Raw genomic sequence first — 12,404 nt, forward strand, 5'->3', positions numbered from 1 at the left:
ACATAAAACCGTCGCTACACTGACCTCCATCCCCGTCTCGAACACGAATGGAGCATCCGCGATGGAATTCCTCACCCTCAGCGCATTGCCTGCCGGCATGCTGTTCGCGCTCGTCACGTCCATCACGCCCGGCCCGAACAACACGATGCTGCTCGCGTCGGGCGTCAATTTCGGTTTCCGCCGCACGATGCCGCACCTGTTCGGGATCAGCATCGGCGTCGCGATCCTGATGCTGTGCGTCGGCTTCGGTCTCGGCGAAGCGTTCCGCCGCGTGCCGGTGCTTTACACGATCCTCGAAGTCGCGAGCGTCGCGTACCTGCTGTACCTGGCCTGGCGCATCGGCACGTCGGGCGAAGTCAACGCACAAGGCGCCAAACCGCGGCTGATGACGTTCATCGAAGCCGCCGCGTTCCAGTGGGTCAATCCGAAGGCATGGATGATGGTGCTGACCGCCGCGACGACGATCCGCCTGTCCGCCGACTACGGGATGAACGCCGCATGGATGGCCGTGGTCTTCGTCCTGATCGGCTTTCCATGCATCAGCCTGTGGGCCGCGTTCGGCCAGGGCCTGCGCCGCTTCCTGTCGAACCGCCGCGCGCTGCGCATCTTCAACGTGACGATGGCCGTACTGCTGATCCTGTCGCTGTATCCGCTCGTCGCGCATCTGCTGCCGCGGTAAGCGCTCACAAGCGCACCCGTTGAGCTTCACGCCATGCAGGCGTACCCTTTTGGTACGGGCGCGTGCAATCGCTTCGGCGGTTGCACCGCTGCTCTGCACGGAGATTGCCGATGAAGCCAATGCTGAAAGCCGGCGAGCGTATCGAGGGCATGCACTGGGTCGCCGAGTACCGCCCGCTCACGCACGACATTCGCGTGCTGCGCGAAAACGTCGAGGTGGGTACGTACTGCGCGCCGCCCACGCTGTTCGGCGACGAGGAAGAAATGGGGGCGGCGAACCACGACGATCATCGCGGCCAGGAGGCCGCGCTGCGCGCGTATCTGCGCAGCTTCGTCAAGGAACACGACGCGGAGGAATAGCGGCGCGGCGACCGGAATGGCGACGGGCCGCGCAAGCGGCCCGTTCCGTCGTTACGCGTCGGCGGCCTTGCGCCCGCCCCCGCAACTGCAATGCACGCAGGGCCGCCCCGGCCCTGCTTTCGCTCAATGCCCGAGCGATTCGATCTTGCCGGCCGGCTGCGTGACGCCGTGCGGCCGCGCCATCTGCTTGATCAGCAACGCGAGGCACGCGAGCAAGCCGGCCACCGCGATCGTCGCGAACACGCCCGCGAACGAGAAGTGCCGGCGCGTCAGTTCGGCGACGAGGAACGAGCCGGCGATCCCGCCGAAGCGGCCGACACCCAGCATCCACGCCACGCCCGTGCCGCGCCCCTCGGTCGGATAGAACGCGGCGGCGAGCGCCGGCATCGACGATTGCGCGGTGTTCATCAGCACGCCCGCGATGAACACGACCAGTACCAGCAACCCCACGTTCCCGGCCGCCTGCCCGATCGCGTACACGCTGATCGCGGTCAGCGCATAGCAGACGGCGATCACGCGGTTCGCGTTGAAGCGGTCCATCAGCACGCCGCACAGCACCGCGCCGACGCCGCCGAGCGGGAACAGCGCGGAAATCAGCGTCGCGCTCTTCGGCGTGAGCCCGGCATCCTTCAGCAGGATCGGCATCCAGTTGATCGACGCGTAGAAGATCACAAGGCCCATGAAGTACGCGACCCACAGCATCACCGAACCGACGATGTACGAGCGCGACAGCACGACGCCGAGCCCCTTGCTGCCGGTCTGCGGTGCGGCTTCGGTCATCGCGAACGAGCCGGCGTTCAGCGCATCGCGCGAAATCCGGGCGAGCGTCGCGCGGATCCGGTCGACGCTCTGGCCGTGCGCGACCATGAAGCGCACCGATTCGGGCATCTTCAGCAGCAACAGCACACCGAGCAGCAGCGGCGTCACGCCGCCGAGCATCAGCACGCTGCGCCAGCCGAAATGCGGAATCATCCACGCGGCGAGAAAGCCGCCGAATGCGGCACCGAGCGGGAAGCCGCAGAACATCAGATTGATCACGGTCGCGCGGCGCTTGTCCGGGCAGAACTCGCCCATCATCGTGACCGCGTTCGGCATCGCGGCGCCCAAGCCGACGCCGGTGATGAAGCGCAGGATCGTCAGGTGCCCGATGGTGTTCGAGAACGCGGACACGAAGCATGCGACGCCGAACAGGAACACCGAGCCGAGCAGCAGCGAGCGGCGCCCGAGGCGGTCGGACAACGGGCCGGACACGAGCGCACCGCAAGCGAGGCCGAACAGCGCGGCGCTCAATACGGGCGCGAGATCGGGTTTGGTGAGGTTCCATTCGCCGAGCAGCGACGGCGCGATGAAGCCGATCGCGGCCGTATCGAAGCCGTCGAGCAGCACGATCACGAAACACATCAGGAATACGAGCCACTGGAAGCCGCCGAACGGCTGCTCGTTGATGAAGGTCTGGACATCGACCACGGGTGTGCGATTCATCGCTAGTCTCCTTGTCGGCCGAAACGGGCTTCAGCGCTCGCTCCGGTCGCATCCAACATTGATATATGCAACGAGCGCGGCCCCGCGGCCGCGCCTTTCCTTCGTTCACGCACCGATTCGCTGCCGGTGCGCTTGTCGATCGTCACGGCCCGCCGGCATCGGCGGATCGCGCGACCGGATCACTGCCGGCCGCGCTCAGGCGGCCCCGTCCTGTTCCTTGAAGATCTTGTCCGCGAGGTGGAACGCGGAGTTCGCGGCCGGCACGCCGCAGTAGATCGCGGTCTGCAGCAGCACTTCCTTGATCTCGTCGCGCGTCACGCCGTTGTTGCGCGCGGCGCGCAGGTGCAGCGCCAGTTCCTCGCCGCGGTTCAGCGCGACCATCATCGCGATGGTCAGCAGGCTGCGCGTATGGCGCGGCAGGCCGTCGCGCGTCCAGATCTCGCCCCACGCATAGCGCGTGATCAGGTTCTGGAATTCGTCGGTCACCTCGGTGCGGTTCTCGAGCGAGCGGTCGACGTGCGCATCGCCGAGCACCGCGCGACGCACCTTCATCCCTGCTTCGTAACGTTGCTGGTCGTCCATCGTCGAGGCCTCACGCGGTCAGGAAGTCGAGCAGCGCGCGGTTGAAACCGTCGGTGCACTCGATGTTCGAAATATGCGCGGCGTCGAATTCGACGTGACGCGCGCCGGGAATCGCGGCAGCGAGCGCACGGCCCTGGTCGGGCGGCGTCGACATGTCCTTCGCGCCGGTCACGACGAGCACCGGCAGCGCGATGCCCTTCACTTCTTCGCGCAGATCGGCCGCGTTCAGCGCGTCGCAGTTCGCCGCATAGCCGTCCTTGTCGGTATGCACGAACGTGTCGCGGATCGCATCGAACAGGCGCGGCTCGCGGTCGACGAACGCGTCGGTGAACCAGCGCGGCAGCACGGCGTCGGCGAGCGCGGCCATCCCTTCGGCGCGCGCCTTCTGCGCACGCGGCGCCCACACCTCCGGCGAACCGATCTTGGCCGACGTGTTCGCCAGCACGGCGCGCACGATGCGCGACGGGAAGCGCGCGGCAAGCGCGGCGCCGGTCAGGCCGCCCATCGAGATCCCGCAGAAGTGCGCGCGCTCGATGCCGACGTGGTCGAGCAGCCCGATCACGTCGCCCGCGAGCTGGTCGACGGTGTACGAACCGGCCGGCGCTTCCGAATGGCCGTGGCCGCGCGTGTCGTAGCGCAGGATGTTGAAATGCTGCGCGAGCGGGCGGATCTGCGGCGCCCACATCTGCAGGTCCGCGCCGAGCGAGTTCGAGAAGACGAGCCACGGCGCATCGTCGCGCGCGGCACGGTCGATCCGGTAATGCAGTTTCACGCCGTTGACAGTGGCGAAAGGCATCTCAAGGTTCTCCTGGTTATTTCGCGCCCGCGTGCAGCGCGAGCACGGCGTCGACATAGGCCTGCGCTTCGCCGACGTAATGGGCGGGATCGAGCAGCCGCGCAAGCGCATCGCGCGACAGGTGGGCCGATACGGTCGCATCGGCGGCGAGCACGTCGAACAGCGCCGCGCCGGTGCGCACGGCTTCCTTCGACGCCTGCTCGACGACGTGATGCGCGTCGAGCCGGCCGATCCGGTCGCCGAGCGCGAGCATCACGGCTTCGCCGAGGATCAGCCCGTGCGTCAGGTCCAGATTCGCGGCGAGGCGCTCGGTGTTCACGTCGAGGCCCGCGACGATCTGCGCGATCTGCGCGAGCGCGCCGCCGGTCAGCCGGGCAAGATCGGGCAGCGCGTCCCATTCGGCCTGCCAGCCGCCGAGCGCGCGCTCGTGCTCCTGCACCATCCCCGCGAACACGGTCGCGACGAGGTTCGGCGCGCGCACCGCGGCGGTCAGCACGGCCGCGCAGCCGACCGGGTTGCGCTTGTGCGGCATCGTCGACGAGCCGCCCTTGCCGGCAGCCGCCGGCTCGCCGAGTTCGCCGACTTCGGTCTGCATCTGCAGCGACACGTCGCGCGCGATCTTGCCGAGCGTGCCGGTCAGCATCCCGAAGCACGATGCGGCTTCCGCGATGCGGTCGCGCTGCGTATGCCACGGCACGGCCGGCAGCGCGAGCTTCAGGTCGGCCGCGAGCGCGGCGCTCACGCCGGCCGCGTGTTCGCGCAGGCTCGCGAGCGTGCCGGCCGCGCCGCCGAACTGCAGCACCAGCGCGCGCTCGCGCAACTCGGCGAAGCGCGCACGGTGACGCAGCAGCGCATCGAGCCACTGCGCGAATTTCAGGCCGAGCGTGATCGGCAGCGCCTGCTGCAGCCACGTGCGGCCGATCATCGGCGTCGCGCGATGCGTGCGCGCGAGCGTCGCGAGCGACGCGCACGCTGCGTCGAGCAGCGGCTCGAGCACGTCGAGCGTGTCGCGCAGCTGCAGTACGGTCGCGGTATCGATGATGTCCTGGCTCGTCGCGCCCCAGTGCACGAACTTCGCGGCCTCGGGGTCATCGGCCTTCACTTGCGCGGTGAGCTGCTTGACGAGCGGAATCGCGAGATTGCCGCCGAGCGCGGCGCCTTGCGCGAGTGCTTGCGCGTCGAGCCGGTCGGCGTCGCACGCGCGCTCGATCGGCGCGACCGCGGCGGCGGGAATCACCTGCTGCGCGGCGAGCGCGCGCGCAAGCGCGGCTTCGACGTCGAGCATCCGCTGGATCGTCGCGCGGGGCGACCAGATCCGGTTGAGCGGCTCGGAGCCGCAGATCAGGGAGGTCAGGCGGGCGCTGTCTTCGAGCATGGCATCAGAATGGGGAAACGGCGTGCGCCTATTGTCTACCCAAGCGTGCCGGCGTGCAGTCGATCGGTCGATCGCCGCCGCCGGCACGCTTGCCGTTCAGGCCGCGGCCTTGCGTGTCGCGTCGATCAGCGGCACGCCGGTCAGCTTCTGCAGTTCGTCGAACGACAGGTCGGTGAAGATCTCGCTCACCGCGAGGCCGTCGGACGTCACGTCGAGCACGGCGAGATCCGTATAGATGCGGCTCACGCACTGCACGCCGGTCACCGGATACGAGCACTGCGCGACGATCTTGCTCTCGCCCTGCTTGGTCAGGTGCTCCATCATCACGAACACCTGCTTCGCGCCGATCGCGAGATCCATCGCGCCGCCGACCGCCGGAATCGCATCGGGCGCGCCCGTATGCCAGTTCGCGAGGTCGCCGTTCGCCGACACCTGGAACGCGCCGAGCACGCAGTAGTCGAGGTGGCCGCCGCGCATCATCGCGAACGAATCCGAGTGGTGGAAGTACGCGCCGCCGGTCAGCAGCGTCACGTGCTGCTTGCCGGCGTTGATCAGCTCGTCGTCCTCCTCGCCGGGCGCGGGCGCCGGGCCCATGCCGAGCAGGCCGTTCTCGCTGTGCAGGAAGATTTCCTTGCTCGGGTCGAGGTGGTTCGCCACCAGCGTCGGCACGCCGATGCCGAGGTTCACGTACGCGCCTTCGGGGATGTCCTGGGCGACGCGCTTGGCCATTTCATCGCGGGTCAGTCGTTTCATTTCAGTCTCCTCAGGCGGCTTGCGATGCACGTTCGGCGGCCAGCTCGGCCGCATGCGCGGCCTGCGGCACTTCGACGACGCGCTGCACGAAAATGCCCGGCGTCACGATGTGTTCCGGGTTCAGCCCGCCAAGCGGCACGACTTCCGACACCTGCACGATCGCGACCTTCGCGGCGCTCGCCATGATCGGCCCGAAGTTGCGCGCCGTCTTGCGATAGACCAGGTTGCCCCAGCGGTCGCCCTTGTATGCCTTCACCAGCGCGAAATCGGCGTGGATCGGCGTCTCGAACACGTATGACTTGCCGTCGATCACGCGCGTTTCCTTGCCTTCCGCGAGCTTCGTGCCGAAGCCGGTCGGCGTGAAGAAGCCGCCGATGCCGGCGCCCGCCGCGCGGATCCGCTCCGCGAGGTTGCCCTGCGGCACGAGCTCCAGTTCGATCTCGCCCGCGCGGTACAGCGCGTCGAACACCTGCGAGTCGCTCTGGCGCGGGAACGAGCAGATGATCTTGCGCACCCGCTTCGCCTTGAGCAGCGCCGCGAGGCCCGTCTCGCCGTTGCCCGCGTTGTTGTTGACGATCGTCAGGCCGCGCGCGCCCTGCTCGATCAGCGCGTCGATCAGCTCGGACGGCATGCCTGCCGTGCCGAAGCCGCCGATCATGATGGTCGCGCCGTCGTGGACGTCCGCGACCGCCGATTGAAGCGATTCGAAAATCTTGTTGACCATGTCTCTTCCTGATACGAACCCGCGGCACGATGCGCGGCCTGTCGAGGGGACACGCACGTGGGGCGTGCCGCGCCGGAGGCCGTTGTCGACCTTCGGTTTGTTCGCTATTCGAACCTAGATTCGATTAGCGAACGATGGGCCGATCATAGAGTCGCGCACAGCGCGTTGTCAAGGCGGGATGCCTCGGGGGGCAGCTGGTCGTCGAACGGCAAGCCGACGTAGTTTTCGGCCAGCGACTGCGCGGCCGCGCGCGAGCGCGTCACGTACTTCAGCTCGGCAAACTTCAGGCGATTGACGAACGGCGAATCGTCCGGCGATGCATGCAGCATGTTCGTCATGAAGTACGAGAAGTGCTCGGCGCGCCATACGCGCTCGAGGCAGGTCGCCGAATAGCGCTCGAGCGGCGTGGCGTCGCCGTTGCGGTAGCGCGCGCCGAGCGCGCGGGACAGTGCGCGCACGTCGGCCACCGCGAGGTTCATCCCCTTCGCGCCGGTCGGCGGCACGATGTGCGCGGCGTCGCCGGCCAGGAACAGGCGCCCGTGCTGCATCGTCTCCGACACGAAGCTGCGCATCGGCGTCACGCTCTTCTGCGTGATCCGGCCCTCGGTCGGCGTCCAGCCGGTGTCGTTCGAGAAGCGCGTGTGCAGTTCGTCCCAGATCCGCGCATCGGACCATTCGGCGAGGTTTTCATCGGGCCTGCACTGCAGATACAGGCGCGTGACGGTCGGCGAGCGCATCGAGAACAGCGCGAAGCCGTTGTCGTGATGCGCGTAGACGAGCTCGTCGAGCGACGGTGCCGCGTCCGCGAGGATGCCGAGCCACGCGAACGGATAGACGCGTTCGAACGTGTTCAGGCGTTCCGCGGGAATCGTCTGCCGCGCGACACCGTGGAAGCCGTCGCAGCCGGCGATGTAGTCGCAGTCGATGCGGTCCGCGCGGCCGTCCGCGTGCTTGAACGTGACGAATGGATGCTCGCTTTCGATATCGTGCAGCGCGACGTCGCTGACTTCGAAGTGCATCGGGTGGCCATGCGCGTCGCCGGCCGCGATCAGGTCGCGCACGACTTCATGCTGGCTGTAGACGGTGATCGCGCGCCCGCCGGTGAGCGCGCTCAGGTCGATGCGATGGCGCTGGCCGGAGAACAGCAGCTCGATGCCGTGATGTTCGAGCCCTTCGCGGCGCATCCGGTCGCCGAGGCCGGCTTCGTTCAGCGTGTCGACGGTGCCCTGCTCGAGCACGCCCGCGCGGATGCGGTTCTCGCAGTATTCGCGCGAACGCGCTTCGACGAGGATCGCATCGACGCCTTGCAGGCGCAGCAGGTGGGAAAGCAAAAGGCCGGACGGACCGGCGCCGATGATGGCGACCTGGGTGCGCATTGTTCGTCTCCAGAACTTTGGTTCGAGTAATGGAAACCATTTGAGCGCTTTCCCGACTATGCGGCAACGCGATTTTGGAGATAAGTTGTATGCGTTTTCCGGATATTGGCCTGCCGCGATGGACCCGCTCGATCTGAACCTGATTCCCTACCTCGTCGCGCTCGACGACACGCGCAACGTCAGCCGTGCGGGCGACCTGCTCGGCGTGAGCCAGCCGCGCGTGAGCACGGCGCTCGGCCGGCTGCGCGAGTACTTCGGCGATCCGCTGTTCGTGCGCACGTCGCGCGGGATGGAGCCGACGCCGCGCGCGCTCGCGCTGCTGCCGGCCGCACGCGATGCGCTCGCGCAGATCGAGCGAGGCCTCGTCGCGCCGCACGACTTCGATCCGGCGGCGAGCACGCATACGTTCTCGATCGCGCTGTCCGACGTCGGCGAGATCGTGTTCCTGCCGAAGCTGCTGCAGGCGTTCGCGACGCTCGCGCCGCATGCGAACCTGCGCTCGGTCTCGCTCGGGCACGACGAAGTCGGCCGCGGCCTCGAAGCCGGCTCGATCGATCTCGCGGTCGGCTACTTCCCCGATCTCGACGGCAACAACTTCTTCCAGCAGCGGCTGTTCACGCACCGGTTCGTCTGCCTGATGCGGCGCGGCCATCCGCTCGAACAGGCGCGCCCGTTCACGGCCGAGCAGTTCCTGTCGTGCGGGCACGCGGTGGTGCGCGCCGAGGGGCGCAGCCAGGAGGTGCTCGAGAAATACCTCGCGAAGCAGCGCATGCAGCGGCGCGCGGTGCTCGAGACGCCGCACTTCATGAGCCTGCCGTTCATCCTGAGCCGCACCGACCTGATCGCGACGGTGCCGCATGCGATCGGCTATGCGTACGCGGCCGAACACGCGTTCATCGTGCCGGTCGAGCCGCCGCTGCCGCTGCCGCGCTTCGACCTGAAGCAGCACTGGCATCGCAAGTTTCACAACGATCCGCGCACCGCATGGCTGCGCGGCGTCGTCGCGTCGCTGTTCAACGACGAACAGGACGAATGGCCGAAGTGAGCACAGCCGAATGGCGCACGGCGCGGCCCGCGGGCAGCTGGCCGCACGCACGACCCGCGAAAGCATGAAACAATGACCGGATATCCGCGCCGCCGCAGGCGGCCGCATTCGATGGAGCGACTTGATGGGTAAAAGAACCGCGCGGCCCGAGCCGGCCGCCTCCCGCCCGAGCCGGGAAGAAGCCGAGGATGCCGTTCGCGTGCTGCTGCGCTGGGCCGGCGACGATCCCTCCCGCGAAGGGCTGCTCGACACGCCGGCGCGCGTCGTGCGCGCGTATGAGGAGTTCTTCGCCGGCTATGCGCTGGAGCCGCGCGACATCCTCGCGCGCACCTTCAGCGAGGTCGACGGCTACGACGAGATGATCGTGTTGAAGGACATCCGCTTCGAGAGCTACTGCGAGCATCACATGGTGCCGATCATCGGCCGCGCGCACGTCGCGTATCTGCCGAACCATCGCGTCGTCGGCATCTCGAAGCTCGCGCGCCTCGTCGACGCGTTCGCGAAGCGCCTGCAGATCCAGGAAAAGATGACCGTGCAGATCGCCGACACGCTGTTCGACGTGCTGCAGCCGAAGGGCGTCGGCGTGATCCTCGAAGCCGCGCACCAGTGCATTTCGACGCGCGGCATCCACAAGCCGGGCGTCGAGATGGTCACGTCGCGCATGCTCGGCACGTTTCGCACCGATCCGTCGACGCGGCGCGAATTCCTGTCGATCGTCGCGAATCCTTCTTCAGTCAACCTGACGAATACGTAATGCAGTCCACGAAGCAAACGGCCGACACGCCGGTCGTGCTCGTGACCGGCGCCGCGCGCCGGGCCGGGCGCGCGTTCGCCGAGTATTTCGCCGCGCACGGCTATCGCACCGCGGTGCACTACGATCGTTCCGCCGATGCCGCGCACGCGACGGCCCGCGCGATCGCCGAGCGCGGGCACGATTCGGCCGCACTGCAGGCCGATCTGTCGGACGCCGCGCAGATCGCGGCGCTGGTCGATGACGTATATGCGCGCTTCGGCCGCCTCGACGTGCTGGTCAACAACGCGTCGGTGTTCTGGCAGGACCATTTCCCGAGCTTCGACCTGGCCGCATTCGACGAGGCGTGGGCCGTCAACTGCCGCGCGCCGATCCTGCTCACGCGTGCATTCTACGAACGGGCGCGCGCGGCCGGCACGCAGGGCGTCGTCGTCAACGTGGTCGACCAGAAGATCAAGGAAAACTTCCACCGCGACCACTTCAGCTACACGGTCGCGAAGGCCGCGCTCGGCAACCTCACGCAGATGCTCGCGCTGTCGTCGGCGCCGGTGCTGCGCGTGAACGCGGTGTTCCCCGGGCTGATGCTGCCGAGCGACGACCAGACGCAGGCCGACTTCGAACACGCGAGCCGCGCATCGACGCCGCTCGCGCGCATCGCCGGCCCCGACGACGTCGCGAGCGCGATCCTGCTGCTGACGGGCAGCGCATACAACGGTGTGGATTTCGTCGTCGATGCGGGGCAGAACCTGATTCGTGTCGACCAGGACGTGCTGTACAAGCATCGATCGCCGGGGGGCAAGCACTGACGGCTCGGAGCTCGATCGGCGGCCGGGGCCGGCGCCTTCGTGCGTCGGTGTGGGGATGCGGCGGTCGGGATCGCATCGCACGTGACGGCTCCGGCGAAGGCTGCCCGGCAGCCACGCCGCCTCGCGCCGATGCGCCGATGCGCCGATGCGCCGATGCGCCAATGCGCAGATGCGCCGACGCGTCGATACGCAGATGCCAGCCGAAATCGCGTCGCACGTGACGCAGCCCGACGGCCTCCCCGCCTCCGTCTTCAATCGGGTGGCGCGCACGGCCTCCAGGCCGTTCGCGCGCCGCATTACACCGTGTTACGGCTTCTCGGCGCTGCCGCCTTCGCGGACCTTCCCCTGCGCGACGCTCGTGCCGGGCGGCACGCTGTGCGTGAGCCACACGTTGCCGCCGATCACCGAGCCGCGCCCGATCGTCACGCGGCCGAGGATCGTCGCGCCCGCGTAGATCACGACGTCGTCCTCGACGATCGGATGGCGTGCATTGCCCTTGACCAGCGCGCCTTCGCCGTCAGCCGGGAAGCTCTTCGCGCCGAGCGTGACGGCCTGATACACGCGCACGCGCTCGCCGATGATCGCGGTTTCGCCGATCACGACGCCGGTGCCGTGGTCGATGAAGAAGCTCGGGCCGATCTGCGCGCCGGGGTGAATGTCGATGCCGGTGGCCGAGTGCGCGATTTCATTGATGAAGCGCGCGAGCAGCGGCACGCCGAGCTGGTGCAACGCGTGCGCGAGCCGGTGATGCATCATCGCGAGCACGCCCGGATAGCACAGCAGGATCTCGGTGATGTGCTGCGCGGCCGGATCGCCCGCATACGCGGCCTGGATGTCGCTGACCAGCAGCGCGCGAATCGACGGCAGCTGCCGGCCGAACTCGCGCGCGATCTCGAACGCGCGCTCGTCGAGCGCCGCGAACGGCGTGTCCGCATGCTCGGGCAGGAACGGCAGCGCACGGCGAATCTGTTCGGACAGGATCCGCAGCGTGCTTTCGAGTGTATGGCCGACGTAATAGTCGACGCTTTCGTCGGTCAGGTCCGGCGCGCCGTAATGCGTCGGAAACATCGACGCGCGCAGGCCGGTGACGATCTTGCAGATCGCGTCGCGTGACGGCAGTTCGCGGATGCCGCGCGGATGACGCGTGCGATGGAGTTCCTCGCGCGACTCGCGCAAGCCGGCGACGATTTCTTCGAGGCCCCACTGACGGGCGGGTGATGTCGACATATGCCAATGCAGGCGGCCGCGCTCGGTCGCACGGCAGCTAATAAAGTGACGGGTTCCGCAAGATTACCGCGTTTTCGTCCGGCAGCGGCACGCCGGCGGATCGGCCGGACGGCCGAGCCTGCGGGTGCGCGGCGGCGTCAGATCGTGATGCTGCTCGCATCGATCCAGCGCACGGCCCAGTCGCGTGCGTGCGCGATCGCGTCGCCTTCGTCGTTGAACTGGAGCTCGGTCGGAAAAAACCGGTTCGCCACGAGTTCCCCGTCGCTCGATCGGGAGATCACGACGTAGGGTTTGAACGAACCGTCACTGGCGCGCGCGGGCGCGCAATTCAACAGGTATCCGCGATGCGTGAAGGCAGTAGTCGCTTGCATGAATCCGCCACCTCTAGTCCCTTGCTTTGTTGTTCACTACCCGTCTTTAAGGGTGCTGCGCGGCCCCCGGCGCGGGCA

At 67.8% G+C, this 12,404-nt stretch carries 14 protein-coding genes; 5 read left to right on the forward strand and 9 right to left on the reverse strand.

Annotated features, from left to right (window positions below):
* Positions 1–61: 61 nt before the first annotated feature.
* Both Q3A80_RS30770 and Q3A80_RS30775 read left to right on the forward strand, forming a co-directional pair.
* Positions 62–679, forward strand: a complete 618-nt coding sequence (locus Q3A80_RS30770) for a LysE family translocator (protein WP_446332550.1) — start codon at positions 62–64, stop codon at positions 677–679.
* Positions 680–789: 110 nt separating this feature from the next.
* On the forward strand, positions 790–1,038 hold the full coding sequence (locus tag Q3A80_RS30775) for a hypothetical protein (protein ID WP_446332551.1): 249 nt from the start codon (positions 790–792) through the stop codon (positions 1,036–1,038).
* 123 nt (positions 1,039–1,161) lie between these two features.
* Here Q3A80_RS30775 and Q3A80_RS30780 read toward each other — a convergent pair whose 3' ends face one another.
* The 7 genes from Q3A80_RS30780 to pobA form a co-directional block, all read right to left on the reverse strand.
* The gene (locus Q3A80_RS30780) at positions 1,162–2,520 is read right to left on the reverse strand and encodes an MFS transporter (RefSeq protein WP_446332552.1); all 1,359 of its coding nucleotides are present in this window, start codon (positions 2,518–2,520) and stop codon (positions 1,162–1,164) included.
* A 195-nt stretch (positions 2,521–2,715) separates the two neighbouring features.
* A complete protein-coding gene (gene pcaC / locus Q3A80_RS30785; RefSeq protein ID WP_446332553.1) occupies positions 2,716–3,102 on the reverse strand; it encodes a 4-carboxymuconolactone decarboxylase in 387 nt (128 codons plus the stop codon).
* A 10-nt stretch (positions 3,103–3,112) separates the two neighbouring features.
* Complete coding sequence (pcaD, locus tag Q3A80_RS30790; protein WP_446332554.1) at positions 3,113–3,898, reverse strand: 3-oxoadipate enol-lactonase; 786 nt, start codon at positions 3,896–3,898, stop codon at positions 3,113–3,115.
* 16 nt (positions 3,899–3,914) lie between these two features.
* Entirely contained in the window at positions 3,915–5,273 is a 1,359-nt protein-coding gene (locus Q3A80_RS30795; protein ID WP_446332555.1) for a 3-carboxy-cis,cis-muconate cycloisomerase, read from the reverse strand.
* Positions 5,274–5,369: 96 nt separating this feature from the next.
* A complete protein-coding gene (locus tag Q3A80_RS30800) occupies positions 5,370–6,026 on the reverse strand; it encodes a CoA transferase subunit B (protein WP_006749279.1) in 657 nt (218 codons plus the stop codon).
* Between the two features lie 10 nt (positions 6,027–6,036).
* Positions 6,037–6,750, reverse strand: a complete 714-nt coding sequence (locus Q3A80_RS30805) for a 3-oxoacid CoA-transferase subunit A (RefSeq protein ID WP_014900666.1) — start codon at positions 6,748–6,750, stop codon at positions 6,037–6,039.
* A 143-nt stretch (positions 6,751–6,893) separates the two neighbouring features.
* Positions 6,894–8,126 carry a 4-hydroxybenzoate 3-monooxygenase gene (pobA, locus tag Q3A80_RS30810; protein ID WP_446332556.1) on the reverse strand — a complete coding sequence of 411 codons (1,233 nt, stop codon included), beginning with the start codon at positions 8,124–8,126 and terminating at the stop codon, positions 6,894–6,896.
* Positions 8,127–8,244: 118 nt separating this feature from the next.
* On the opposite strand from pobA, the gene Q3A80_RS30815 reads away from it, so the two are divergent.
* From Q3A80_RS30815 to Q3A80_RS30825, 3 genes are all read left to right on the forward strand, one after another.
* Positions 8,245–9,171 carry a LysR substrate-binding domain-containing protein gene (locus Q3A80_RS30815; protein WP_446332557.1) on the forward strand — a complete coding sequence of 309 codons (927 nt, stop codon included), beginning with the start codon at positions 8,245–8,247 and terminating at the stop codon, positions 9,169–9,171.
* A 124-nt stretch (positions 9,172–9,295) separates the two neighbouring features.
* Positions 9,296–9,925: a GTP cyclohydrolase I FolE gene (gene folE / locus Q3A80_RS30820; RefSeq protein WP_446332558.1), complete on the forward strand. Its 630-nt coding sequence runs from the start codon at positions 9,296–9,298 to the stop codon at positions 9,923–9,925.
* A complete protein-coding gene (locus Q3A80_RS30825) occupies positions 9,925–10,728 on the forward strand; it encodes an SDR family oxidoreductase (protein WP_446332559.1) in 804 nt (267 codons plus the stop codon). The genes folE and Q3A80_RS30825 overlap by 1 nt, the downstream gene beginning before the upstream one ends.
* 306 nt (positions 10,729–11,034) lie before the next feature.
* Here the strand turns inward: Q3A80_RS30825 and epsC are convergent, their stop codons facing one another.
* A complete protein-coding gene (gene epsC / locus Q3A80_RS30830) occupies positions 11,035–11,955 on the reverse strand; it encodes a serine O-acetyltransferase EpsC (protein ID WP_446332560.1) in 921 nt (306 codons plus the stop codon).
* Between the two features lie 137 nt (positions 11,956–12,092).
* Positions 12,093–12,326 carry a hypothetical protein gene (locus tag Q3A80_RS30835; protein WP_011659947.1) on the reverse strand — a complete coding sequence of 78 codons (234 nt, stop codon included), beginning with the start codon at positions 12,324–12,326 and terminating at the stop codon, positions 12,093–12,095.
* Positions 12,327–12,404 lie beyond the last annotated feature (78 nt).

This window comes from Burkholderia sp. SR8 (assembly GCF_052851275.1).

Bases quoted from the DNA above. Each gene is read 5' to 3' on its own strand.
- Q3A80_RS30770 (WP_446332550.1), top strand. From the start codon at position 62: ATGGAATTCCTCACCCTCAGCGCATTGCCTGCCGGCATGCTGTTCGCG.
- Q3A80_RS30775 (WP_446332551.1), top strand. From the start codon at position 790: ATGAAGCCAATGCTGAAAGCCGGCGAGCGTATCGAGGGCATGCACTGG.
- Q3A80_RS30780 (WP_446332552.1), bottom strand. From the start codon at position 2,520: ATGAATCGCACACCCGTGGTCGATGTCCAGACCTTCATCAACGAGCAG.
- pcaC (WP_446332553.1), bottom strand. From the start codon at position 3,102: ATGGACGACCAGCAACGTTACGAAGCAGGGATGAAGGTGCGTCGCGCG.
- pcaD (WP_446332554.1), bottom strand. From the start codon at position 3,898: ATGCCTTTCGCCACTGTCAACGGCGTGAAACTGCATTACCGGATCGAC.
- Q3A80_RS30795 (WP_446332555.1), bottom strand. From the start codon at position 5,273: ATGCTCGAAGACAGCGCCCGCCTGACCTCCCTGATCTGCGGCTCCGAG.
- Q3A80_RS30800 (WP_006749279.1), bottom strand. From the start codon at position 6,026: ATGAAACGACTGACCCGCGATGAAATGGCCAAGCGCGTCGCCCAGGAC.
- Q3A80_RS30805 (WP_014900666.1), bottom strand. From the start codon at position 6,750: ATGGTCAACAAGATTTTCGAATCGCTTCAATCGGCGGTCGCGGACGTC.
- pobA (WP_446332556.1), bottom strand. From the start codon at position 8,126: ATGCGCACCCAGGTCGCCATCATCGGCGCCGGTCCGTCCGGCCTTTTG.
- Q3A80_RS30815 (WP_446332557.1), top strand. From the start codon at position 8,245: ATGGACCCGCTCGATCTGAACCTGATTCCCTACCTCGTCGCGCTCGAC.
- folE (WP_446332558.1), top strand. From the start codon at position 9,296: ATGGGTAAAAGAACCGCGCGGCCCGAGCCGGCCGCCTCCCGCCCGAGC.
- Q3A80_RS30825 (WP_446332559.1), top strand. From the start codon at position 9,925: ATGCAGTCCACGAAGCAAACGGCCGACACGCCGGTCGTGCTCGTGACC.
- epsC (WP_446332560.1), bottom strand. From the start codon at position 11,955: ATGTCGACATCACCCGCCCGTCAGTGGGGCCTCGAAGAAATCGTCGCC.
- Q3A80_RS30835 (WP_011659947.1), bottom strand. From the start codon at position 12,326: ATGCAAGCGACTACTGCCTTCACGCATCGCGGATACCTGTTGAATTGC.